This window comes from Serratia symbiotica (Periphyllus acericola) (assembly GCF_964019515.1).
In the GTDB taxonomy this organism is placed as follows: Bacteria; Pseudomonadota; Gammaproteobacteria; order Enterobacterales; family Enterobacteriaceae; genus Serratia; species Serratia symbiotica_D.
Genome location: NZ_OZ026452.1, coordinates 477,388 through 500,128, shown reverse-complemented (window position 1 = coordinate 500,128; position 22,741 = coordinate 477,388). Strand labels below are relative to the sequence as shown.

The following is a 22,741-nucleotide window of genomic DNA, read 5'->3' as shown; positions in this document are numbered from 1 at the left end:
TGGAGCATGCAACTGAATTCCACCGAAATCAGCGAACTGATCAAGCAACGCATTGCTCAGTTCAATGTAGTGAGCGAAGCTCACAATGAAGGTACTATCGTTTCCGTCAGCGACGGGATTATCCGCGTACAGGGTCTGGCAAAAGTTATGCAGGGCGAAATGATCGCACTGCCAGGTAGCCGTTACGCAATAGCATTGAACCTGGAGCGCGACTCCGTCGGTGCCGTGGTTATGGGACCGTATGCGGATCTGTCCGAAGGCATGAAGGTAAAATGCACTGGTCGTATTTTGGAGGTTCCGGTTGGCCGTGGCCTGCTGGGTCGCGTTGTTAACACCTTGGGCGTACCTATTGACGTTAAAGGCCCAGTTGAAAACGACGGCTTCTCACCGGTTGAAGCCATCGCCCCTGGCGTTATTGAGCGTCAATCCGTTGACCAGCCGGTTCAGACTGGCTACAAATCTGTCGATGCCATGATCCCCGTTGGCCGTGGCCAGCGTGAACTGGTGATCGGTGACCGCCAGACCGGTAAAACTGCATTGGTGGTCGATACGATAATCAATCAACGTGACTCTAGTATCAAATGTGTTTACGTAGCTATCGGTCAGAAAGCGTCTACCATCGCTAACGTGGTGCGCAAACTGGAAGAGCACGGCGCACTGGCCAACACTATCGTTGTGGTTGCTACCGCGTCTGAATCTGCTGCACTGCAATATCTGGCACCCTATGCTGGTTGCGCGATGGGTGAATATTTCCGTGATCGCGGTGAAGATGCGCTGATCGTATACGATGATCTGTCCAAACAGGCCGTTGCTTACCGTCAGATATCCCTGTTGCTTCGTCGCCCACCAGGTCGTGAAGCTTACCCAGGCGATGTATTCTATCTCCACTCGCGTTTGCTGGAGCGTGCTGCACGCGTTAACGCTGAATATGTTGAAGCCTTCACGAAAGGTGCAGTCAAAGGCAAAACCGGTTCACTGACCGCTTTACCGATCATCGAAACTCAGGCGGGTGACGTTTCTGCATTTGTTCCAACCAACGTAATTTCGATCACCGATGGTCAGATATTCCTAGAATCCAACCTATTTAACTCTGGCATTCGTCCAGCAGTCAACCCAGGTATATCTGTATCCCGTGTGGGGGGTGCAGCACAGACCAAGATAATGAAAAAGCTGTCCGGGGGTATCCGTACTGCTCTGGCACAGTATCGTGAATTGGCAGCGTTCTCGCAGTTTGCTTCCGATCTGGATGATGCAACTCGCAACCAACTGAGCCACGGACAGAAAGTGACCGAACTGCTCAAACAGAAACAGTATGCGCCGATGTCGGTTGCACAACAGTCTCTGGTGCTATTTGCCGCAGAACATGGCTACCTAAACGACGTCGAAGTCGCGAAGGTTGTGAGCTTTGAAGCCGCGTTGGTTGCTTACGCTGACTGCGAGTACGCTGAACTGCTTGAGCACATCAACCAAACTGGCAACTTTAATGATGAGATCGAGGGCAAGCTGAAAGTCATCCTCGATACCTTCAAGAAAACCCAGTTCTGGTAACGTCGAACGGTCTTGCTGTTGAAAGGCAGCAGGCCGTCTGGTAGTGAGGAGAAGCAGATATGGCCAGCGCAAAAGAGATACGTAGTAAGATCGGGAGCGTGAAAAAAACGCAAAAGATCACTAAAGCGATGGAAATGGTCGCAGCCTCCAAAATGCGTAAATCGCAGGAACGCATGGCGGCCAGCCGTCCTTATGCAGAGACCATACGCAAAGTGATTTGTCACCTTGCATCAGGGAATCTGGAGTACCAGCACGCATATCTGAACGAGCGTGACGTTAAGCGCGTCGGATATCTGGTGGTGTCTACTGACCGAGGTCTCTGTGGCGGCTTGAACATAAACCTGTTCAAAAAGCTGCTGATGGAGATGAAAGGTTGGTCTGAAAAAGGCGTTGAAACCGATTTGGCGCTGATTGGCTCTAAAGCGGCCTCTTTTTTTTGTTCCGTGGGCGGCAACACCGTTGCCAAAGTCACCGGTATGGGGGATAAACCTTCCCTGTTGGATCTTATTGGGCCGGTAAAAGTGATGCTACAAGCCTATGACGCAGGTCGTTTGGACAAGCTGTATATTGTCAGCAACAAATTTGTCAATGCGATGTCCCAAGAGCCGCAAGTCGTTCAGTTGTTACCGTTGCCGCCTGCCGATCATGAAGAACTGAAAAAAATACCTTGGGATTACCTGTATGAATCTGATCCAAAAGTGCTGCTTGACACCTTGCTGCGCCGTTATGTGGAATCGCAGGCTTATCAGGGCGTCGTGGAAAACCTGGCCAGCGAGCAGGCTGCGAGAATGGTCGCAATGAAAGCCGCAACTGATAACGGCGGCAGCCTGATCAAAGAGCTGCAGTCGGTATACAACAAGGCTCGTCAGGCCAGTATCACTCAGGAACTCACCGAGATCGTTTCGGGAGCCTCCGCGGTTTAACCAGGTTATTACCCTAGATAGCTCAGATTACGGGAAAGCAGCCACCACGCCGACAATTTGAACTCTGGCAGGTAAACGAATTACGTAGAGGATTCAAGATGGTTACTGGAAAGATTATCCAGGTAATCGGCGCAGTAGTAGACGTCGAGTTCCCTCAGGATGCCGTACCAAAAGTGTACGATGCCCTTGAGGTTGATAACGATACCGAAAAACTGGTGCTGGAAGTTCAGAACCAGCTAGGTGGTGGTGTGGTTCGCTGTATCGCAATGGGGACCTCTGACGGTCTGCGTCGCGGCCTGAAAGTGAACAACCTGGAACACCGGATTGAAGTGCCGGTGGGTAAAGCCACCTTGGGCCGTATCATGAACGTATTGGGCGAGCCCATCGACATGAAAGGCGAGATTGGCGAAGAAGAGCGTTGGGCGATTCACCGTCCTGCGCCAAGCTACGAAGAGTTGTCCAGCTCTCGGGAGCTACTGGAAACCGGTATAAAAGTAATGGATCTGATTTGTCCGTTTGCTAAGGGCGGTAAAGTCGGTCTATTCGGCGGTGCGGGTGTGGGTAAAACCGTAAACATGATGGAACTGATACGTAACATCGCGATTGAACATTCCGGTTATTCCGTGTTTGCGGGCGTGGGAGAGCGTACGCGCGAGGGTAATGACTTCTACCACGAAATGAAGGATTCCAACGTACTGGACAAAGTATCGCTGGTTTACGGTCAGATGAATGAGCCTCCGGGTAACCGCCTGCGCGTGGCACTGACTGGTTTGACCATGGCAGAGAAATTCCGTGACGAAGGCCGCGACGTTCTGTTGTTCGTCGACAATATCTACCGTTATACCCTGGCCGGTACCGAAGTTTCCGCACTTTTGGGCCGTATGCCATCTGCGGTAGGTTATCAGCCAACGTTGGCGGAAGAAATGGGGGTTCTGCAAGAGCGTATCACCTCTACCAAGACCGGTTCTATCACCTCCGTACAGGCTGTTTACGTTCCAGCGGATGATTTGACTGACCCATCACCAGCCACCACTTTTGCGCACTTGGATGCAACCGTGGTTCTGAGTCGTAACATTGCTTCTCTGGGCATTTACCCGGCTGTTGACCCACTGGACTCCACCAGCCGTCAGTTAGATCCGCTGGTTGTTGGTCAGGAGCACTACGATGTGGCGCGTGGCGTGCAGTCCATTTTGCAACGTTATCAGGAACTGAAAGATATCATTGCCATCTTAGGTATGGACGAGTTGTCTGAAGAAGATAAGCTGGTGGTATCCCGTGCACGTAAAATCCAGCGTTTCCTGTCTCAGCCGTTCTTCGTGGCAGAGGTTTTCACCGGTTCTCCGGGAAAATTCGTATCGTTGAAAGACACCATCCGTGGTTTCAAAGGCATTATGGATGGCGATTATGACCACCTGCCAGAACAGGCGTTCTATATGGTTGGCACCATTGAAGAAGCAGTGGAAAAAGCCAATAAACTGTAACGCCTTGAGAGGAGGGTGATATGGCTATGACTTACCAGCTGGATGTCGTAAGCGCGGAAAAGCAGATTTTTTCCGGCTTGGTGCAAAAGATTCAGGTGACAGGCAGCGAAGGTGAACTAGGGATCTTTCCTGGCCATGCGCCGCTGCTGACTGCAATCAAACCTGGCATGGTGCATATTGTTAACCAACACGGTGAAGAAGAGTTCATTTACCTGTCAGGTGGTATACTTGAGGTACAGCCGAGTGTGGTTGCCGTGTTAGCTGACACGGCTATCCGTGGAACTGATCTAGACGAAGCGAGATCGCTAGAGGCTAAGTATAAAGCTGAAGATCACATTCGTAACTCTCACGGTGACGTAGATTATGCTCAGGCATCCGCTGAACTGGCGAGAGCGATCGCAAAACTGCGTGTTATCGAGTTAACCAGAGAAGCGATGTAATTTTCGGGGCGTAATATGCACCAAAACTTAAGAAAGCAAGCGACCTATTCGGGTCGCTTGCTTTAAAATAACCATTTCAGACCGGCTATTATTGTCGCGTATTACCCTTTATAGGTGACGTAGATTATGCTCAGGCATCCGCTGAACTGGCGAGAGCGATCGCAAAACTGCGTGTTATCGAGTTAACCAGAGAAGCGATGTAATTTTCGGGGCGTAATATGCACCAAAACTTAAGAAAGCAAGCGACCTATTCGGGTCGCTTGCTTTAAAATAACCATTTCAGACCGGCTATTATTGTCGCGTATTACCCTTTATATCGGTAAGAATATGATCGATGATCGGCAGTAATTTCACCGCCGCAAAAAATGGGTAGCGCTTGTAGTAAGCCAATGCTTGCGTCAGATTCGTGTAAAGAAATATGTAGTAATCTCGTCACTAAACGGTTTTACTTTTGCCTATCAAAATAGAGTTATCAGGTTACTTATGTCGAACAGTGTAATGAGTGTAGTGATCCTCGCCGCAGGCAAAGGAATACGCATGTATTCCGATATTCCCAAGGTGTTACATCCGTTGGCGGGCAAGCCAATGGTGCAACACGTCATTGATGCCGCGATGAAGTTGGGTGCACAAAATGTCCATCTAGTTTACGGCAATGGTGGCGATCAGTTGAAAAGCACCTTGTCTGATGGCGCGCTGAACTGGGTACTACAGGTTGAACAGTTAGGTACTGGGCACGCGATGCAACAGGCTGCGCCATATTTTTCCGATAATGAAGACGTGCTGATGCTGTACGGCGACGTGCCGTTGATCTCTGTCGAGACTCTCGCCCGGCTGCTGGCGGCAAAGCCGCAGGGCGGCATAGGTCTGCTGACAGTGAGACTGGACGACCCAAGCGGCTACGGACGTATTGTGCGCGAGAATGGCGAGGTGGTGGGCATTGTTGAACATAAAGACGCCAGTGAGACGCAACGCCAGAACAACGAAATAAATACCGGCATTCTAGTGGCCAACGGGCGCGATCTTAAGTGCTGGCTGGATATGCTCAACAACGATAATGCGCAGGGTGAATATTACATCACAGATATCATCGCATTGGCCCATGCGGACGGCAAAAAAATAGAGGCGGTACATCCAACGAACCCAAGCGAAGTCGAAGGTGTTAACAACTGCTTGAAGCTAGCGGCACTAGAGCGGGTATTCCAGTCAAAACAATCTGAAAAGCTGCTGCTAGCTGGCGTTATGCTGCTGGATCCAGCACGTTTTGATCTACGTGGTGAACTCGTCTATGGTCGCGATATATCTATTGATGCTAATGTGATTATTGAAGGCACTGTCAAGCTGGGCAATCGGGTAAAAATCGGTATCGGCTGCGTATTAAAAAACTGCGAGATTGGTAACGATTGCAAGATCAGCCCATATAGCTTACTGGAAGATACGGTGCTGGAAGCTAATTGCACCGTGGGGCCTTTTGCTCGCCTACGCCCTGGCACTAAACTGGCTGCTGGTGCTCACGTTGGCAATTTCGTAGAAATGAAAAAGGCGCACTTGGGTAAAGGTTCCAAAGCGGGTCATCTGAGTTATCTAGGTGATGCCGAGATTGGCGATGGTGTAAATATTGGTGCTGGCACCATCACCTGCAATTACGATGGCGCTAATAAACATAAAACCATTATCGGTGACGGCGTATTTATCGGCTCTGATAGCCAACTGGTGGCACCGGTTTCTGTCGGTAAAGGTTCCACTATTGCCGCTGGCACCACGGTCACCCGTGATATTGACGAAAAAGAACTGGTGCTGAGTCGCATTAATCAGAAGCATATCCAGGGTTGGCCGCGCCCGGTTAAAAAAGTATGCCCTAAATAATTTGAGTTGCCGGAAGGCGGCAACGCAGCGAAAAATCGGTCGGGAACCGATTTGAACCGCGCTGGTGTTGGATCGCAGGCTAAACTTCAGGGATGAGGTTGATTAATCCCCAGGCGCTGACACCCGTCAGTGACTGGGGTAAGCGAGAAAAGCTCACGCACAGGAAACTTGAAGTATGGCGGGTATAAGTAGTATGTTGTGAGTTGGGTTCCGGTAATGAACCCAACTCAAAACATACTAAATCCCCAATGTCTAGCGCAGCGCGGATGCATGGTCAAATCAGTTTGAGATCATGAAAGTACGTCCCTGAGGGCGTTTAAATTAGGAATATAGCTGATGTGTGGAATTGTAGGTGCAGTAGCGCAACGAGATATTGCAGAAATCCTGTTGGAAGGTTTACGCCGTCTTGAGTACCGTGGTTATGACTCCGCTGGTTTGGTCGTGGTAGATACTGCAGGCAACATCAGCCGCCTGCGCCGAGTAGGCAAAGTGCAAAAACTGGCTGAAGTCGCAGAACAACATGAACTGCACGGCGGCACCGGTATTGCCCACACCCGTTGGGCGACGCACGGTGAATCGACTGAAGCGAATGCGCACCCACATGTTTCTGATTACATTACTGTGGTGCATAACGGTATCATCGAAAACCACGAACCGCTGCGTGAGTTGCTGATCGAACGTGGCTATTGCTTCAGTTCAGAAACTGATACTGAAGTGATTGCTCATCTGGTGCATTGGGAGCACAAGCAGGGCGGCACACTGCTGGAAGTGGTTCAACGAGTGATCCCTCAACTGCGCGGTACCTATGGCACCGTCGTGATGGATAACCGCTATCCAAACGTACTGGTGGGTGCACGCTCCGGCAGCCCTTTGGTGATTGGGCTTGGTGTCGGTGAAAACTTTATCGCTTCCGATCAACGGGCGCTATTACCGGTAACCTGCCGCTTTATCTTTCTGGAAGAAGGCGATCTGGTTGAGATGACTCGCCGCACCATCAACATTTTCGACAAGCAAGGCAACCCGGTTGAACGTCCTGAAATAGAATCCCAGGTGCAGTATGACGCCGGTGACAAGGGTACGCACAGCCACTACATGCAGAAAGAGATCTACGAACAGCCGCTGGCGTTGAAAAACACCCTGGAAGGGCGTTTCAGCCAAGGCCAAATTAACCTGAGCGAGTTTGGCTCACGCGCTGATGAACTGTTGGCAAAGGTACAGCATGTGCAGATTATCGCTTGCGGCACCTCCTATCACTCTGGCATGGTGGCGCGTTACTGGCTTGAAGCGCTGGCAACTGTACCTTGCGATGTCGAGATCGCCTCCGAATTCCGCTATCGCAAATCGGCAGTACGACCAGGTAGCTTGATTATCACGCTGTCACAGTCTGGTGAAACCGCCGATACTCTGGCGGCGTTGCGCCTGTCCAAAGAGCTGGGCTACCTCGGTTCGCTGGCGGTGTGCAACGTGGCTGGTTCTTCTTTGGTGCGTGAATCCGATCTGGCGTTGATGACCAAGGCTGGCACTGAAATCGGCGTAGCCTCCACCAAGGCTTTCACTACTCAGCTTGCGGTGTTGTTGATGCTGGTGGTGCGTTTGGGTCGCCTGAATGGCATGGAGGAAAGCGTGGAACATGACATCGTGCACGCTTTGCAGGCGCTGCCGACACGTATCGAGAAAATGTTGTCAATGGACAAAATTATCGAAGCGCTGGCGGAAGATTTCTCCGACAAGCATCACGCGTTATTCCTCGGACGTGGCGATCAGTACCCGATCGCTATGGAGGGTGCATTGAAGCTGAAAGAGATCTCCTATATCCATGCCGAAGCCTATGCAGCAGGTGAATTAAAGCATGGGCCGTTGGCCTTGATTGATGCTGATATGCCGGTGATTGTGGTGGCACCGAATAACGAGCTATTGGAAAAGTTGAAATCTAATATTGAAGAAGTGCGCACGCGCGGTGGGCGGTTGTATGTATTCGCTGACCAGGATGCTGGCTTTGTCAGCAGTGAAGGAATGACCATCATTCCATTGCCGCACGTTGAAGAAATCGTAGCACCAATCTTTTATACCGTACCGCTGCAATTGTTGTCTTATCATGTAGCACTAATTAAAGGCACTGACGTTGATCAGCCGCGTAATTTGGCGAAGTCAGTTACGGTTGAATAACTGAAGCAGGCAGATTAGCGATAATTATGGGCGGAAAAAATAGTCGTTAACTAGAAAAGTCCGGTTATACTGTTTAAAAAAGTATGCCTGATTTTTTTATGGTTAAGTCAAAGCAATCACTGTAAGCGTCCGGCGAACTCACATTGTTAACAAAATTCTGCTGCCACATTCTACCTTCATTCAATACAATGACCCTGAGTTGCAGCATGGTGAAACGGTATTCTCACAGTGAACGGCAACAGCATTTCTACGCCTGACAACACAGGGGATTAACTAAACAGCACTCGGCTTTGTTGAATAAATCGGATTTGGAATAAAGAGTCCCGTGAATGGGCATCTTTCAGGCAAGGCGTACACTTTCTGGCATACCGGCGAGCGTCATCTTGTTTAATGCACAGATCATGGCCAGCGCCTCTGCAACTTGCCCATAACAATCTCGCAGCGACAGGTGACCAACAAATAGCTGCTTTACTCTGTACCTCGCTGTTGCCGCTATCGAACGTCGGTGGTAGCCTATCATATCCACCGTGTGTTGTCTCCGGTAACGCGCTAGTTCACCACCGCTTGATTTTGCTCTGCATAGTCTGCCGACCAATAACCGGCTCCGCTGCTGGGCGGTATTAACGCCTTGAGCTTCTTGCCCCTTAACTCATCATCACACACTCGCGTATCCTAAGCCCGATCCGCTGAGGCGACTTTGATTTTACGGTACCTCTGACGGATGAGACCTGGGAAGGCTTCTATATCGGTGACATTGCTCAAGGAAAGGTCAGCACAGATGACCTCATGTGTTGCTGTATCTACGGCCAAATGCAGTTTTCGCCAGATCCGCCGTTTTTCCTGACCGTGTTTTTTTGCCATCCACTCGCCTTCACCCAACATGTTGAGCCCGCTAGAGTCGATAACGAGGTGCGCAATTTCACCCAGCGTTGGGGTTTTAAACGGGACATGGCCGGACTTTGCCCGCTTACTGATGCAGGTGTCGTCCGGGCAATTCAACGGCACTTTGATCAGTGTGACACTGGAGTCGATGAAGCCCTGGAGGGTGCGAAGTGTCAGGCCGAAAATCCGTTTCAGCATCAATACGCTGGTGATTGCCATATCGGAATAATGTGGTGGGCGAACACGCAGAGAAGGTTTTGCCTCGCAGTACCAGGCGTGAAGTACCGTTTCATCCCCCCAGCAAGTGAGTAAACCCCGAGTGATAAGGGCGTTGTTGTAAGCCTTCCAGTTGGTGATGTTGAACTTTTGCTGGGCCACGGAATGTCGCTATTTTGACAGAAGGAGAGTGATCTGATCCTCGTGCTGGCCAAATGTTCGATTTATTCAACAACGCCGCACCGCCTTTCAACCTGCCTGCTTCGGCACCACCCAGCTTCGGTGCACCCATAGCGAAGCGGCAATCACCGCTGAGCCGATGATAAAGCTTGCCCAATGCGGTTGCTGCTGCCAGATGGCGAAATTCACCAACAGACCCGCTGGCACATGCATGTTATTCATAATGCCCAGTGTCCCGGCGTCTACCTGGGTAGCGCCATAGTTCCACATGAAGTAGCCCAATCCGGAGGCCACCACGCCCAGCCAGATCAACACGCCCCATTGTAGTTTGGTGGTCGGTAGTTGCTGCGGGTTTCCCCACAAGCACCAGGCCACCACCGCTATCCCTAATGCACCCAGATAGAACCAGGAAAACGCAGTGTGCTGTGGCAGCGGATGTACTTCCATTAGATGCTTATAGCCGACCATGCCGATGGCGAAGCTGATATTCGCTGCTTGAACCAGCAGCAACCCCCATACAAAATGTTCACTCAGTTGATGGTAATGGATGATCGCCGCGCCTAGTACTGCCAGCAGTGCGCTGAATATATAGCCACAGCGCAGGCGTTGGCCGCTGATCAGGTCATAGATCAGCGTGACATACAGCGGTGTCAGTACGGTGAACAGCAGGAACTCCGGCACGGTCAAATACAGGTAAGCGCGGAAGCTGAATAAGTACATTATGCCGAGTTGGCAGGCTCCCGCCAGCATATACAGCAGGATCACCTGTGGCCTGATATTGCGCCAGCGCAGGAACGGTAGGAATACTAGCGCTGCCAGCCCAATGCGCATCAGCACCGAGAATCCACTGTCGACATGGCCCGCTAAGTACTCACCAATCAAGCTAAAAGATAACGCCCAAAAAATGGTAGTTATTACCAGAAGTAGCACTATGGTTCACCCTATAAAGTACCTATCCCCATCGGCGCATATTGTTGCAGCCAGTTTAGACACCAACAGCGCGCAATAACCGCAGCCTACAAGGAGTCCGTGAGGGGGGCGAGCACTGTCCAGGGCCAAAATGGCAAATAAAATAGCCTAATGGGATAGGTTCAAAGTCTAAAGAGCGATTGTAACGGAAATAGCGACAAATAGTGACGAAAAGACGGTTGACATCTGTATAAAATGCAAGCTTTTGGCAAAGAGTGGTAACCCCTATGATAGCCTGCAGGTCAGAAATCTGCGCCGATCAATCACTCCGGTCAGCGCAAATCTCGCAACAGGCGCATGCTGTGGTTGGTTGCCGGTATACACGAGAATGCGCAACCCGGCTCCTTACAGCGCCGCTACGCGTTTGGCGGTCAATTCTTTATGGGGGCAGCTCAGAAGGATGAGGCTTGACGGTGCAACGGATCATAGGCTGATCAAAAAAAGGGACGCATATGCAAGCAGTATTTCTAATAAAAACTGGCATCAGGCTCTGCGAAAGATCTATTACACTGTCGGCATTATTTAGCTGCGCGGGAATTCTGCATGAAATTGACTATTGAGCGTTTGATCGCGTTGTCTACGCAAGATCTCATCGACCTCGGCAAAATTTGGCCGCATCAGCAGCCGGAACAGTGGCAACGCTGGCTGAACGGCGGTGATGGTAAAGCCCTGTTTGCAGCCCGCTTCAACGAACGACTGCTGGGTGCGGTGAAAATCGTGCTGCGGGATGACCACGCCGAGCTGCAAGATCTGCGGGTGCGTGAAGTGGCACGCCGCCGTGGCGTGGGGTTGTATCTGGTGCAGGACACACAGCGTCAGTTGCCGCAGGCCGCTTACTGGCGTCTGTCAACCGCCCGCCTGGTTCCCTGCGAGCGCGGGGCAGTCGGCAATTTTATGCACGCTTGCGGTTTCGTCCCACAGGGAGAACTTTGGCAGAAGTTATGCCTTGACTGACTGCAGGGTGGCTGATCGCCCTGGTGTTGGGTGGCGGCCTTTGAACAGTCTTTGCATGAGGACAGGCGATATCTAAGGTTTTAGAGGCAGCCTACAAAGGGCCCTTTTGTCGTGGAATAAACTTAGGCTTCGATCGCCATTTTTAGTTTCTTCATGGCATTTTTTTCAAGTTGACGTACACGTTCGGCGGAAACGCCGTACTGATCGGCCAGCTCTTGCAGCGTAGACTTGTTGTCATTGTCTAACCAACGGGCGCGAATGATATGCTGGCTGCGCTCATCTAGACCTTCCAGCGCATAAGCTAGTTTGTCAGCTGCGTTGCTTTCCCAGTTATCTTCTTCAATATCTTCAGCGAAATCGGAGCTTTTATCCTGTAGATAGAGCACGGGCGCTAGTGACTGGCCGTAGCGGGTTTCGTCATCTGGGGCCGGATCGAATGTCATATCTTGTGCCGCCATGCGGGATTCCATCTCTCGCACGTCTTTGCTGGTCACGCCCAGTTCGCGCGCCACCAGCTCTACCTCGTTCTGATTGAACCAGCCCAGGCGCTGCTTGGTTTTACGCAGGTTAAAGAACAGTTTGCGCTGCGCCTTGGTGGTAGCAACCTTGACAATGCGCCAGTTGCGCAGCACGTACTCGTGGATTTCCGCCTTAATCCAATGCACAGCAAAGGACACCAGACGTACGCCGACCTCCGGGTTGAAGCGACGAACAGCTTTCATCAGGCCGATATTGCCTTCTTGGATCAGATCAGCCTGCGGCAGACCATAGCCTGAATAGTTACGAGCAATATGAGCGACAAAGCGCAGGTGAGCAAGGATAAGCAGCTTAGCTGCTCCCAGATCGCCTTGATAATGCAGCCGTTCAGCTAGATCCCGCTCTTCCTCTGCCGTCAGCATCGGGTAGGTGTTGGCTGCCCGGATGTATGCTTCCAAACTACCTTGGGGTACTAAAGCTAAAGTTTGCATTTCTTTGGTCATTTAAACCCTCTCTTATGAGAAACAGATCATGCAGGTGACAATCACAGCGGGGAAATGATCGATTTTATGGCAGAGATTGTTGCTTGCCAAAGCGCTTCCACACGCGGGACACTTTCATACGTCGCTGCAGTCTTATGACCCTACTCTGCCCGATAAGTTCACTGTTTTGCCACCAAATTGCATCTAACAATACGGAATGAAAATTCAGGCTGATAGGGAATTTGTGCGCTAAAAGAAAGGAATGATGCTGACTGTGCTTAAGTGATACCCTTCTCCCGCAACACGTTCAGAGCAGCGAAAGAAGAGTATACCAAAAAATCTTACTGTGGGGTAAATCGGCGTAAATGTTTCACCGTCGCCAGCCAGGCAGCGAACCAGCCGATCATCGCTGAGATACTCAGCAAGAGTAGCGCCTCATCCCAGCCCATGCAGCGTGAAGGTGGTGCTAAAAATCTTGGCCATGTCGCTTACTACCGACTCCAGCCTACAAATCAGCACCCCGGACAGCACCAGTGATAGCAATGCGCCAGCAAAGCCCAGCATGCGTCCCTGGTTAAGCGTCAGGATAGGGTAATTACGGCGGGCGATCAGCGTGGTGTTGTGGGTAGCCATCAGCACACTGACGCCAACGCGGTTAAACTCTTCAAACAGGCGCAGAATGCTTGCAGACAGTACATCGTCTAGGTTACCGGTCGGTTCATCCGCGAGCAACACTGTCGGCTTGTTTACCACCGCACGGGCGATGCCCACGCGCTGCTGCTCCCCACCGGAAAGCTGAACCGGGAAGTTTTTCGCTTTATCCAGCAGCACGACCTTGTCCAACGTGGCAGAAACGCGACGCCGGATGTCTTCGATGCTGGCACCGGCGATGATAAGTGGCATTGCCACATTGTCATACACCGTCCGATCCAGCAGCAGATGGTGATCCTGAAAAACCATACCGATCTGCCGACGCAGGAACAGCACCTCGCGATTTTTCAACCGGCTGATGTCGTGACCATCAAACCAGATATGGCCAGCGCTGGGTCGTTCGATGCCACAAATCAGCTGCAGTAGGGTACTCTTTCCCGCACTGGAGTGGCCAGTCAGAAACGCCATTTGCGCCGGACGCAGATGGAATTACACCCCTTTCAGCGCCTGCCTTCCACCCAGATAAGCTTTACTGACCTGTTCAATGCGAATCATCCGTACTAATCCTCTTGGGCAAAAAGTGCCTCAATAAAATCGTCAGCCTTAAACGGCCGCAAATCTTCTATGCCTTCCCCAACGCCGATATAGCGAATCGGAATACTGAACTGATCAGCGATGGCGAAGATCACTCCGCCCTTGGCAGTACCATCCAGTTTAGTCAGTGTGATGCCGGTTAAGCCTACAGCTTCATTAAATAATTTCGCCTGACTGACAGCGTTCTGACCGGTGCTGGCATCAAGCGTCAGCATAACTTCATGGGGAGCCTGAGCGTCCAGTTTTTTCATAACGCGGACGATCTTCTTCAGCTCTTCCATCAGGTGCGCTTTGTTCTGCAAACGGCCTGCAGTATCGGCGATTAACACGTCAACGCCACGCGCCTTGGCGGCCTGTACCGCGTCGAAAATCACCGAGGCGGAGTCAGCGCCGGTATGCTGCGCCATCACTGGGATGCAGTTTCGTTCGCCCCACACCTGCAATTGCTCAACCGCCGCCGCGCGGAAGGTATCTCCTGCTGCCAGTATCACCGACTTACCTTCAGCCTGAAACTGACGCGCTAGTTTGCCGATAGTGGTGGTTTTGCCCACGCCGTTGACACCAACCATCAGAATGACATACGGAGCTTTGCCACTGACATCCAGCGGCCGATCAACGTTAGCCAGGATCTCAGACATTTCCGCCTTCAGCTTGCCGTACAGTGCTTCGGCGTCTTTCAACTGTTTGCGGCTAGCGTGCTGGGTGAGGGTGGTAATAATTTTACGTGTGGTTTCCACGCCAACATCGGCGATCAACAGTTGTTCTTCCAGCTCATCAAACAGATCGTCGTCGATTCTCTTGCCACGGAACAGGCTGATGAAACCAGAGCCAAGGTTTTGTTTGGTTTTCAGCAAGCTGTGCTTTAGACGGGTAAAGAAGCCTTCTTTGGTTGAGCGTTCCTGCTCCTGAATGATGGCGGGTGCTGCCATTTCGACCGGTGCTGTCATCGGCACGACGCTCACTGGCTCTGTGGCAACCGCCACCACATCTTCTGGCTGGGTTGCAGCGGCCTTTGGCTCAGGTTCAGCTACCTGTTCTGGCCGCGCTGGCGGTTGACCCACTGCTGGCACACTTGGCACAATCGGTTCGCCGATTTGGCTGTTATCCCACTCCCTTGATGTATTCACGCAGGGTACAGGGTCAGATCCGGGGTTAGCCGACGATTCTTCCGGTGTCTTCACTGCCTGGTTTTCCGTCGGTTCTACTGACGGTTCAGGGTGCTGCTGTTCTTCGTCCTTTTGGCCGAAACCCAACAAGGAGAAAAAACCACGTTGCTTATCTTTTGCCATGTTATGACTCTACTCCGTAGCAAAGGCTGACTTAGAACCTATCCTACTAGGCTCTGAAACTTTATATCTGAATTTGGGGGCGGTTATTTAACCCACCTGTGAACCTTTCCCTGCCAGAGCTGCTGCATGCAATGCTCAAATCTGATCCCCGCCGAACCTTCACCCCTGTCACTGGATTAAGCGCTTGAGGATGCAAGCTCTTGCCGTTTGAATAAAACTTCCAGTTATTTGGGGTATATAACAACAACCGCCGAGTTTATCACTTTCCTGTGCGTAGCAACACGCATCGGATAAGCTTTCCAATTTAAGATTGGGCAACAACGTTTTATCGTTCCCCCCGATGCCTATCATCGGTAGAATACGGGAAATGTTTCATTAACGTGTACGGCTACGGCACCGCAAAAATCAAGTAAAGCTTATGACAAAACTAGCACCACAGGCGCGGGTAAAAAAAACATTCCAAGCCGCATCTAGGCAGATCCGTATCATTGGTGGCCAATGGCGCGGTCGCAAGCTGCCAGTGCCAAATAGCCCAGGGCTGCGCCCGACCACCGATCGGGTGCGTGAAACCCTGTTCAACTGGCTGGCACAGATGATCCAGGGCGCGCGCTGTCTAGACTGTTTTGCTGGCAGTGGCGCACTGGGGTTGGAGGCGTTATCGCGTTACGCCAGCAGCGCCACCCTACTGGAATATGAACGCCCGGTAGCGCAACAGTTGGAAAAAAACTTGGCGTTGCTGCAAGGCCACGGGGAGGTGATCAATACCAACGCACTGAGTTGGTTGGCTGGTAATGGCCAATCGTTCGATGTGGTGTTCCTCGATCCGCCATTTCGCCAGGGGCTGCTGGCTGGAACGGTCACATTGCTGGAGCAACAGGGTTGGCTGGCTGACGAAGCCTGGATTTACCTGGAAGCCGAAGCAGAAAGCCTGGAGGCGCAGGTGCCAGCCAACTGGCGGCTGCACCGCGAGAAAGTCGCCGGTCAGGTGGCATACCGTCTTTATATTCGTTCGCGAGAAAAAACCAATCATGCTGATTAATTTAGGCCGCCTGCTGATACTGTGCGTGTGGGGCTTTCTGCTCTCCAATTTGTTCCACCCCTTTCCCAAGCCCCTGAAGTATTTCATCGACGTGGCGCTATTCTTTATGGTGGTGATGCATGGCTTGCAATTGGTGTTGCTAAAAGCCACCCAGCCGATCAGCTACTGGCAGGAAACCAAGATCTTCATTTTTGGTCTTTTTGAGCTGCTAGCCTGGCAGAAAAAGCAGCCGCCGCACAAAAATAAATAGGGTATTGGGCGGTATGGACTAACTGCCGCCAAGTTCTTCTCGTGTATCCTTGTATCACCATGACCGTGAAAATCCACGCCTCATTCCCTTTTTCCGTTAGCATTAGTTCCCATTTTCTTCTTGACTCTAGAGTTAGAGTTGACTCCAAGGTGTAGAGTTGACTCAGTAATTCTCATTAGCTGCCTAGATAAGGACGTCACGCATAACCATCAAAATCATCAGCAAGAACATAGCCCCCTGGAAATCGGTTTCAGCGACCATCACAGCAAAAAACTATCCGGCTGCCTACAGTTAACAGTCAGAGATAGAGGTTCACGCAAATAGACTTACTCGCAGGATCATAGCGGCAGTTGTTGCAGCGCCGTCGATGCTAACGGTCTTGATGAAGAAAACGCCCAGCTCGCCGCTGTCCCTGTTACTGGTAACGAGCGTTTCAGTTGGCGAGTCACTGGTATGGATTGCCCCAGTTGCGCAAAGAAAATTGAGAATGCTGTGGCTGCTATTCCCGGTGTCGACAGCGTACGCGTGATATTCGCCACCGAAAGGCTGGTGGTGGATGCACCGCTCGATACTAGCCTGCACATACAGGATGTAGTAAAACGGCTCGGCTTTACCTTGCCCGTCGCGCAGGCTACCGCGACCACAGCGCCACAGGCTGCACGCTTTGACGAATTCGGCCCGATGTTGCTGCTGACTTCGTTGATGGTGGTCAGTAGCTTGCTCGATCAAATTAGCCCCACGCTGAGCCGCAGTGCCTTCATCGCCACCACCTTGGTCGGGTTGGGGCCGGTCGTCATCAAGGCGCTGCGTTTAATCCTTTCAGGCACCCCATTCGCCATTGAAACGCTGATGAGCGTGGCAGCCATCGGTGCGCTGCTCAGCGGCGCGGCCGCTGAAGCAGCGATGGTGTTGCTGTTGTTTATGATTGGCGAACTGCTTAAATCTTACGCCGCCAACTGGGCAAGGCACGGTGTGACGACGCTGATGGCGCTAGTGGCGGAAGAGGCACTGCTACTGCAAGGAACGGTACGTAAACGCGTGCCAGTCGCCAACCTTCGCCCCGGTGATGTAATTGAAATAGCTCCTGGTAGCTGTTTGCCGACCGATGCCGAACTGCTCAACCGATTCGCCAACTTCGATGAAAGCGCCCTGACTGGCGAATCGGTTCCCGTTGAACGCCAGCAAGGTGAAAAAGTAGTCGCCGGTAGCCTATCTGTCGATCAGTTGGTGCAGATGAAGGTGATTTCCGAACCCGGAAAAAATGCTATCGACCGCATTTTGCAGTTGATAGAAGAAGCCGAAGAGCGCCGCGCACCGATTGAACGTTTCCTTGACCGCTTCAGCCACTACTATACTCCGGCCATTATGCTGCTGGCCGTCGTGGTGATCTTGATACAGCCTCTGCTGTTCTCACAGCCTTGGCATGTATGGATCTATCTCGGTCTGACCCTGCTGCTACTCGGCTGCCCGTGTGCACTAGTGATCTCCACCCCTGCAACTATTACTTCCTGGCTGGCGGTGGCCAATCGCCATGGTGTGCTGATTAAAGGCGGCGCAGCGCTGGAGCAACTGTGCCAGGTGCAGACCATTGCCTTCGATAAAATTGGCACTCTGACGGAAGGTAACCCAACGGTGAACTACATACTGCCGATTGGCGCTCTCAGCGAACGGCAGCTCCTGATGCTCGCGGCCGCAGTTGAGGCTGGCTCACACCATCCACTGGCGCAGGCACGTCGCGCTCTGGCTGGCGTTGGCGTTGAAGGCGTAGTTGGTGGCAAAACCGTGCTGATCAGTGCGCAGGGCAAACCAGGGCTGCTGGGCGGCAAATGGCAGAGCAAGGTGTAGAACCTGAAAAGCGCTGGCAAAACGGTGATAGTGGTTGCGGAGGATGGTGTGCAAATCGGCCTGCTGGCGTTACGCAATACGCTGCGCAGCGATGCCAAACAGGCGATCGCCGAGCTGAATGTGTTGGGGATTCACGGTGTGATACTGACCGGTGATAACCCGCGCGCGGCGGCGGTGATCGCCAGCGAACTGTCGCTGGACTATCGCGCAGGACAGTTACCCGAAGACAAAGTGAGGGTAGTCGCCGAGTTGAGCAGGCAGCGCGCGACAGCGATGATTGGTGATGGCATCAACGATGCCCCGGCCATGAAGGCCGCGAGCATTGGCATCGCTATGGGCAGCGGCAGCGATGTGGCGTTGGACACCGCCAATGTGGCACTTACCCACAGCCGGTTTCTGGCCGTGGCGGAGATGATCCGCATCGCGCGCGCCACTCACGCCAATATCCGGCAGAACATCACCATTGCGTTGGGGCTGAAAGGGGTATTCCTGATCAACAGTCTGCTGGGGTTGACAGGCTTGATGCAAAATATGCCGGTTATATGCCCTTGCGCAGTAGGTAACGGTAAGGTGCCTTATCGGTTTCCTGCGCTACTAGCGTGTGATCCATAAAACGGCAAAAACTTGGAATATCGCGGGTGGTAGCTAGATCATCAGCGATGATCAGCAGCGTTTCGCCGTTATCCATATGGCGTACGGCTTTACGCACCATCATCACCGGTTCTGGGCAACGCAGCCCCAGCGCGTCAAGCGTCTGGTCTGCTTGGGCAGATAAGTCAGTCATGCAATTTATCTCATTCAAAAACGATCGGCAAACGTTCGCCGCCTCTTACTAAGAGCCTAGTTTACGCTGGTCGTTTTTCTGTGCAAGATACGTTAAATTTTGTATTAAATTTAACCTTGCATTGGTTGCGCAAACGCGTATCATGCCGCCGCGCGGCACAATTTGCTGTTCCGACAGGACATATTGGGTTCCCTCACCCCACGGCTAAAAGGGTCACAACTATGTATTCGTTTGCTGCTCAGCAGCGCTTGACCGCGTTGTTATGGCTATCGCTGTTTCATATCGCCATCATTACGTCCAGCAACTACTTGGTACAACTGCCGATCACCATTTTCGGCTGTCATACCACTTGGGGTGCCTTTACTTTCCCGTTTATCTTTCTGGCAACCGATCTGACAGTACGCATTTTCGGCGCGTCGCTAGCGCGACGCATCATCTTGTCAGTGATGGTGCCAGCGCTGTTCATCTCCTATGTGATCTCTACCAACACCTATCAGGGCAAATGGCAGGGTTTCAGCGCATTGGGCAGCTTTAACCTGTTTGTGGCACGCATCTCCATCGCTAGCTTTATGGCTTACGTGCTCAGCCAGATCCTCGATATGCATGTGTTTAACCGCCTGCGACAATGCAGCACCTGGTGGGTGGCACCCGCGGCGGCGATGTTTCTCGGGAATATCAGCGATACGCTATCGTTCTTTTTCATCGCGTTTTACCACAGCAACGATGTCTTTATGGCGGCTAACTGGGTGGAGATCGCGCTGGTGGATTATATCTTCAAGGTGCTGATCTAAATGCTATTCTTATTACCGATGTACGGCATGCTGCTAAATGTGTTGCTTAAACGTATCGCGGTGCATGGGGATGGCCTGCAACGGAATCTAAAACTTGAAGAAAACCTGTGACAGCATCTGCCTTGCATTTTAACCTTTAATAGGTGGCGATACGGCAGCGAAACCCTACCGAAAAGGAAGAAATACCCAATGCATAAAGTAGCGAAATTGATGGGTATCAGCCTGCTAGTCTTTGGCCTGGCAGCCTGCGATGGTGGTACCAAAGACCGCACGGTGACCAGCGGCCAAACGGGGCAACAGGTCAGTTTACTGGGCAGCAGGCTGATGTTCACCCTGCCGGCTGGCATGGCGGATAAAAGTGGTGAACTGGGCAATCAGGCGAACAACGTGCATGTGTATGCGGACAGCACCGATCGACGCGCGGTGCTGGTGATCCGCGCCGACAAGGCAGCTGATAGCCTGTAAATGCTGGCTAAGCGTCTGGAAGATAACCAGCGCGCTCGTGACACCAACTTACAGGTAATCACCAATAAAGCCATCGAGGTCAACGGTGTGCCACTGCATCAGTTGGACAGCATCATCACCAGCGCTGGCGAAAAAGCCTACTCCTCGATCCTGATCGGCAGGCTCGACAATGACATGCTGACCATTCAGGTGACACTGCCAGCAGATAACCTACAGTAGACACAGAGCAAAGCAGCAGGTATCATCAGTACGCTGAAATTGAAAAAATAATCCCTACCGTAGCGCAGCTACAAACTGTGCTACGGCATGAAAGACGCAGGATATTAGGTCAGAAACATTTTGCTCAGGTAATGTGGTACTGCGTCATTTAATGTTGGAATCGATCACTTACATATTTGGCAGCTTGTCCTTCAGGCGTTGGTTGGCATTGTGCATGATGCAGCCCTGGTCAGCCATCGACAGCATTTCCAGATCGTTCATGCCATCACCAAAAGCAATGCAATCTTTCAGTGTATAGCCGATGATCTTGGCTACTTCTTTTCCAGCGCATACCCCTTAGATACCGTGTCGGCCATCACTTCCAAACAGGTCGGGAGTGAAAAACTTACGTTAACCCGGTCGCCCCAACGTGCGTTGATGGCGTTTTCCAGCGACAACAGCTCATGATCGTCACAAGTGAAGTACACCTTGCAGACGCCTGAGGTTTCCAACAGGCTCTGCTCAAACAACTGATACTGGAAGATACACTATTGAAAGAACGCCTTCTGCTCCGGGCTTTCGCGGTTGATGAACCAATCATAATTGCGGTAGAAATTGGTGATGATGTCCACATCATCGTGCATCATGCCGTACAGATCACGAGCGATCTCTTCGTCCAGGTTATGCCTGAAGATCAACTCGCCAGCGGTTTTGTGCACCCGGGTACCATTGGAGGTGATCATGAAGGCATTAATATCTAGGTTGTCGCGGATCTGCGATACGTCGATGTGATAGCGGTCGATGGCAAAGACAAAATGCACGTCACGCGGGGTCAATAGCTTCAGCGTTTCTTTGGCGTACGGCGATAAAGTGTGTTCAGGAGACAGCAGTGTGCCATCTAAATCGGAAGCGACGACGTGATACATCGCGTTGTATTCTAACCTCTGATGGTGTTGTCGGCGGTAGGTTTACCACCTAAGTACTAAGAAAAGAAGCACGAGATTGCGTTCAGTGCTTGGCATGCATCGCGCCCTGCTCAAACATGATCTCATTGTATGTACCTTTGATAACTTGCGGTTGTTCCTCTGCACAGGTGGCAAGAGTCTGACATTGCTCGACAGAAGATCTGATGTGAACGGTTATCGACCCCAGATCCTCACTAAACTGTAATAATAGCAGTGGGGTGGTGATGTTGGCAGCCTGAGCGACGATCCATCGCCCAGCTTGAAAGCTTTCTCGCACCCCGTGGTAGGGTGGCTCACTCATTCTCAGGATATTTAACATAGTTCTCAATGGTACCAGGGCTGATCACCACCACCCGCCGGTGATGCGGCGAACGGAGGCACACGAAGCGGATCAGCACATTGGCTACCCCTCTAAACTCGTACCCCTCACGCTGCTGCCAAAATTCAGCAGCAGAACGGTGGTTGGAAGCAGCGAACTGAGTTTTACGCGTTAACCAATCCTTTGCGCTGGGAGTGGACGATGTCAAGGAGTCCGAGTGGCGTTGTTGAATAAATCGAACTTTTGGCCGGCACGCGGATCAGATCACTCTCCTTCTGTCAACATAGCGACATTCCGTGGCCCAGCAAAAGTTCAACATCACCAACTGGAAGGCTTACAACAACGCCCTTATCACTCGGGGTTCACTCACTTGCTGGGGGGATGAAACGGCACTTCACACCTGGTACTGCGAGGCAAAACTTTCTCTGCGTGGTCGCCCACCACATTATTCCGATATGGCAATCACCAGCGTATTGATGCTGAAACGGATTTTCGGCCTGACACTTCGCGCCCTCCAGCGCTTCGTCGACTCCATTGTCACACTGATCAAAGTGCCGTTGAACTGCCCGGAAGACACCTGCATAAGTAAGCGGGAAAAGTCCGGCCATGTCCCGTTTAAAACCCCAACGCCGGGTGAAATTGCGTACCTCGTTATCGACTCTAGCGGGCTCAACGTGTTGGGTGAAGGCGAGTGGATGGCAAAAAAATATGGTCAGGAAAAACGGCGGATCTGGCGAAAACTGCATTTGGCCGTAGATACAGCAACACATGAGGTCATCTGTGCTGACCTTTCCTTGAGCAATGTCACCGATACCGAAGCCTTCCCAGGTCTCATCTGTCAGAGGTACCGTAAAATCAAAGTCGCCTCGGCGGATCGGGCTTAGGATACGCGAGTGTGTGATGATAAGTTAAGGGGCAAGAAGCTCAGGGCGTTAATACCGCCCAGCAGCGGTATGCAGACCGAAATCAA

16 protein-coding genes and 9 pseudogenes are annotated in these 22,741 nt (G+C 51.8%); 15 read left to right on the top strand and 10 right to left on the bottom strand.

The window, feature by feature from the left end; genetic code table 11:
* Positions 1 to 6: 6 nt before the first annotated feature.
* From atpA to glmS, 7 genes and pseudogenes are all read left to right on the top strand, one after another.
* Positions 7 to 1,548 carry a F0F1 ATP synthase subunit alpha gene (atpA, locus tag AACL06_RS02840; RefSeq protein ID WP_339037769.1) on the top strand — a complete coding sequence of 514 codons (1,542 nt, stop codon included), beginning with the start codon at positions 7 to 9 and terminating at the stop codon, positions 1,546 to 1,548.
* Positions 1,549 to 1,607: 59 nt separating this feature from the next.
* Positions 1,608 to 2,471 (top strand): F0F1 ATP synthase subunit gamma, encoded by an 864-nt coding sequence (gene atpG, locus AACL06_RS02835; protein ID WP_339037767.1) that lies wholly within the window; start codon positions 1,608 to 1,610, stop codon positions 2,469 to 2,471.
* A gap of 98 nt (positions 2,472 to 2,569) precedes the next feature.
* A complete protein-coding gene (gene atpD, locus AACL06_RS02830) occupies positions 2,570 to 3,952 on the top strand; it encodes a F0F1 ATP synthase subunit beta (protein WP_339037765.1) in 1,383 nt (460 codons plus the stop codon).
* Positions 3,953 to 3,972: 20 nt separating this feature from the next.
* Complete coding sequence (locus AACL06_RS02825; protein WP_339037763.1) at positions 3,973 to 4,392, top strand: F0F1 ATP synthase subunit epsilon; 420 nt, start codon at positions 3,973 to 3,975, stop codon at positions 4,390 to 4,392.
* Positions 4,393 to 4,505: 113 nt separating this feature from the next.
* Positions 4,506 to 4,595: pseudogene (locus tag AACL06_RS02820) on the top strand (ATP synthase delta/epsilon chain alpha-helix domain-containing protein); the annotation flags it as partial.
* A gap of 280 nt (positions 4,596 to 4,875) precedes the next feature.
* On the top strand, positions 4,876 to 6,255 hold the full coding sequence (glmU, locus tag AACL06_RS02815; protein ID WP_339037761.1) for a bifunctional UDP-N-acetylglucosamine diphosphorylase/glucosamine-1-phosphate N-acetyltransferase GlmU: 1,380 nt from the start codon (positions 4,876 to 4,878) through the stop codon (positions 6,253 to 6,255).
* A gap of 336 nt (positions 6,256 to 6,591) precedes the next feature.
* Complete coding sequence (glmS, locus tag AACL06_RS02810; protein ID WP_339037759.1) at positions 6,592 to 8,421, top strand: glutamine--fructose-6-phosphate transaminase (isomerizing); 1,830 nt, start codon at positions 6,592 to 6,594, stop codon at positions 8,419 to 8,421.
* A gap of 340 nt (positions 8,422 to 8,761) precedes the next feature.
* Here the strand turns inward: glmS and AACL06_RS02805 are convergent.
* From AACL06_RS02805 to AACL06_RS02795, 3 genes and pseudogenes are all read right to left on the bottom strand, one after another.
* A pseudogene (locus AACL06_RS02805) lies at positions 8,762 to 9,660 on the bottom strand (IS5 family transposase).
* A complete protein-coding gene (locus AACL06_RS02800; protein ID WP_339037245.1) occupies positions 9,593 to 9,754 on the bottom strand; it encodes a hypothetical protein in 162 nt (53 codons plus the stop codon). Before AACL06_RS02800 ends, AACL06_RS02805 begins: the two are co-directional and overlap by 68 nt.
* 14 nt (positions 9,755 to 9,768) lie before the next feature.
* Positions 9,769 to 10,629 (bottom strand): carboxylate/amino acid/amine transporter, encoded by an 861-nt coding sequence (locus tag AACL06_RS02795; protein WP_339037757.1) that lies wholly within the window; start codon positions 10,627 to 10,629, stop codon positions 9,769 to 9,771.
* Positions 10,630 to 11,211: 582 nt separating this feature from the next.
* Between AACL06_RS02795 and panM the strand changes: the two genes are divergently transcribed.
* Positions 11,212 to 11,622 carry an aspartate 1-decarboxylase autocleavage activator PanM gene (panM, locus tag AACL06_RS02790; RefSeq protein WP_339037755.1) on the top strand — a complete coding sequence of 137 codons (411 nt, stop codon included), beginning with the start codon at positions 11,212 to 11,214 and terminating at the stop codon, positions 11,620 to 11,622.
* Between the two features lie 122 nt (positions 11,623 to 11,744).
* On the opposite strand, the gene rpoH is transcribed toward panM, so the two are convergent.
* From rpoH to ftsY, 4 genes and pseudogenes are all read right to left on the bottom strand, one after another.
* The gene (gene rpoH, locus AACL06_RS02785) at positions 11,745 to 12,602 is read right to left on the bottom strand and encodes an RNA polymerase sigma factor RpoH (protein ID WP_339037753.1); all 858 of its coding nucleotides are present in this window, start codon (positions 12,600 to 12,602) and stop codon (positions 11,745 to 11,747) included.
* Positions 12,603 to 12,922: 320 nt separating this feature from the next.
* A pseudogene (ftsX, locus tag AACL06_RS02780) lies at positions 12,923 to 13,160 on the bottom strand (permease-like cell division protein FtsX); the annotation flags it as partial.
* A pseudogene (gene ftsE, locus AACL06_RS02775) lies at positions 13,137 to 13,787 on the bottom strand (cell division ATP-binding protein FtsE); the annotation flags it as partial. The pseudogenes ftsX and ftsE, both read right to left, overlap by 24 nt.
* A 5-nt stretch (positions 13,788 to 13,792) precedes the next feature.
* A complete protein-coding gene (ftsY, locus tag AACL06_RS02770; RefSeq protein WP_339037751.1) occupies positions 13,793 to 15,115 on the bottom strand; it encodes a signal recognition particle-docking protein FtsY in 1,323 nt (440 codons plus the stop codon).
* A 418-nt stretch (positions 15,116 to 15,533) separates the two neighbouring features.
* On the opposite strand from ftsY, the gene rsmD reads away from it, so the two are divergent.
* The 3 genes and pseudogenes from rsmD to AACL06_RS02755 form a co-directional block, all read left to right on the top strand.
* Positions 15,534 to 16,154, top strand: coding sequence for a 16S rRNA (guanine(966)-N(2))-methyltransferase (gene rsmD / locus AACL06_RS02765; RefSeq protein WP_339037749.1), 621 nt, complete (start codon positions 15,534 to 15,536; stop codon positions 16,152 to 16,154).
* On the top strand, positions 16,144 to 16,404 hold the full coding sequence (locus AACL06_RS02760; protein WP_339037747.1) for a DUF1145 family protein: 261 nt from the start codon (positions 16,144 to 16,146) through the stop codon (positions 16,402 to 16,404). Before rsmD ends, AACL06_RS02760 begins: the two co-directional genes overlap by 11 nt.
* A gap of 174 nt (positions 16,405 to 16,578) precedes the next feature.
* Positions 16,579 to 18,771 (top strand): annotated as a pseudogene (locus AACL06_RS02755) (heavy metal translocating P-type ATPase); the annotation flags it as partial.
* Between the two features lie 16 nt (positions 18,772 to 18,787).
* On the opposite strand, the gene tusA reads toward AACL06_RS02755, so the two are convergent.
* Positions 18,788 to 19,033 (bottom strand): sulfurtransferase TusA, encoded by a 246-nt coding sequence (tusA, locus tag AACL06_RS02750; protein WP_339037745.1) that lies wholly within the window; start codon positions 19,031 to 19,033, stop codon positions 18,788 to 18,790.
* Between the two features lie 221 nt (positions 19,034 to 19,254).
* On the opposite strand from tusA, the pseudogene AACL06_RS02745 reads away from it, so the two are divergent.
* Together AACL06_RS02745 and AACL06_RS02740 are read left to right on the top strand one after the other, a co-directional pair.
* Positions 19,255 to 19,935 (top strand): annotated as a pseudogene (locus AACL06_RS02745) (7-cyano-7-deazaguanine/7-aminomethyl-7-deazaguanine transporter).
* A gap of 78 nt (positions 19,936 to 20,013) precedes the next feature.
* Positions 20,014 to 20,508: pseudogene (locus tag AACL06_RS02740) on the top strand (DcrB family lipoprotein).
* A 104-nt stretch (positions 20,509 to 20,612) separates the two neighbouring features.
* On the opposite strand, the pseudogene yigL reads toward AACL06_RS02740, so the two are convergent.
* Together yigL and AACL06_RS02730 are read right to left on the bottom strand one after the other, a co-directional pair.
* Positions 20,613 to 21,413 (bottom strand): annotated as a pseudogene (gene yigL / locus AACL06_RS02735) (sugar/pyridoxal phosphate phosphatase YigL).
* Positions 21,414 to 21,495: 82 nt separating this feature from the next.
* Positions 21,496 to 21,771, bottom strand: coding sequence for a hypothetical protein (locus AACL06_RS02730; RefSeq protein WP_339037743.1), 276 nt, complete (start codon positions 21,769 to 21,771; stop codon positions 21,496 to 21,498).
* Positions 21,772 to 21,994: 223 nt separating this feature from the next.
* On the opposite strand from AACL06_RS02730, the gene AACL06_RS02725 reads away from it, so the two are divergent.
* Both AACL06_RS02725 and AACL06_RS02720 read left to right on the top strand, forming a co-directional pair.
* On the top strand, positions 21,995 to 22,156 hold the full coding sequence (locus AACL06_RS02725) for a hypothetical protein (RefSeq protein ID WP_339037176.1): 162 nt from the start codon (positions 21,995 to 21,997) through the stop codon (positions 22,154 to 22,156).
* Positions 22,089 to 22,727: pseudogene (locus AACL06_RS02720) on the top strand (IS5 family transposase); the annotation flags it as partial. The gene AACL06_RS02725 and the pseudogene AACL06_RS02720, both read left to right, overlap by 68 nt.
* Between the last annotated feature and the right edge of the window lie 14 nt (positions 22,728 to 22,741).

What these genes read in the sequence shown, in the direction of transcription:
- atpA (WP_339037769.1), top strand. Translation starts at nt 7, where the DNA reads ATGCAACTGAATTCCACCGAAATCAGCGAACTGATCAAGCAACGCATT.
- rsmD (WP_339037749.1), top strand. Translation starts at nt 15,534, where the DNA reads ATGACAAAACTAGCACCACAGGCGCGGGTAAAAAAAACATTCCAAGCC.
- AACL06_RS02825 (WP_339037763.1), top strand. Translation starts at nt 3,973, where the DNA reads ATGGCTATGACTTACCAGCTGGATGTCGTAAGCGCGGAAAAGCAGATT.
- panM (WP_339037755.1), top strand. Translation starts at nt 11,212, where the DNA reads ATGAAATTGACTATTGAGCGTTTGATCGCGTTGTCTACGCAAGATCTC.
- glmS (WP_339037759.1), top strand. Translation starts at nt 6,592, where the DNA reads ATGTGTGGAATTGTAGGTGCAGTAGCGCAACGAGATATTGCAGAAATC.
- glmU (WP_339037761.1), top strand. Translation starts at nt 4,876, where the DNA reads ATGTCGAACAGTGTAATGAGTGTAGTGATCCTCGCCGCAGGCAAAGGA.
- tusA (WP_339037745.1), bottom strand. Translation starts at nt 19,033, where the DNA reads ATGACTGACTTATCTGCCCAAGCAGACCAGACGCTTGACGCGCTGGGG.
- rpoH (WP_339037753.1), bottom strand. Translation starts at nt 12,602, where the DNA reads ATGACCAAAGAAATGCAAACTTTAGCTTTAGTACCCCAAGGTAGTTTG.
- atpG (WP_339037767.1), top strand. Translation starts at nt 1,608, where the DNA reads ATGGCCAGCGCAAAAGAGATACGTAGTAAGATCGGGAGCGTGAAAAAA.
- AACL06_RS02730 (WP_339037743.1), bottom strand. Translation starts at nt 21,771, where the DNA reads ATGTTAAATATCCTGAGAATGAGTGAGCCACCCTACCACGGGGTGCGA.
- AACL06_RS02760 (WP_339037747.1), top strand. Translation starts at nt 16,144, where the DNA reads ATGCTGATTAATTTAGGCCGCCTGCTGATACTGTGCGTGTGGGGCTTT.
- atpD (WP_339037765.1), top strand. Translation starts at nt 2,570, where the DNA reads ATGGTTACTGGAAAGATTATCCAGGTAATCGGCGCAGTAGTAGACGTC.
- ftsY (WP_339037751.1), bottom strand. Translation starts at nt 15,115, where the DNA reads ATGGCAAAAGATAAGCAACGTGGTTTTTTCTCCTTGTTGGGTTTCGGC.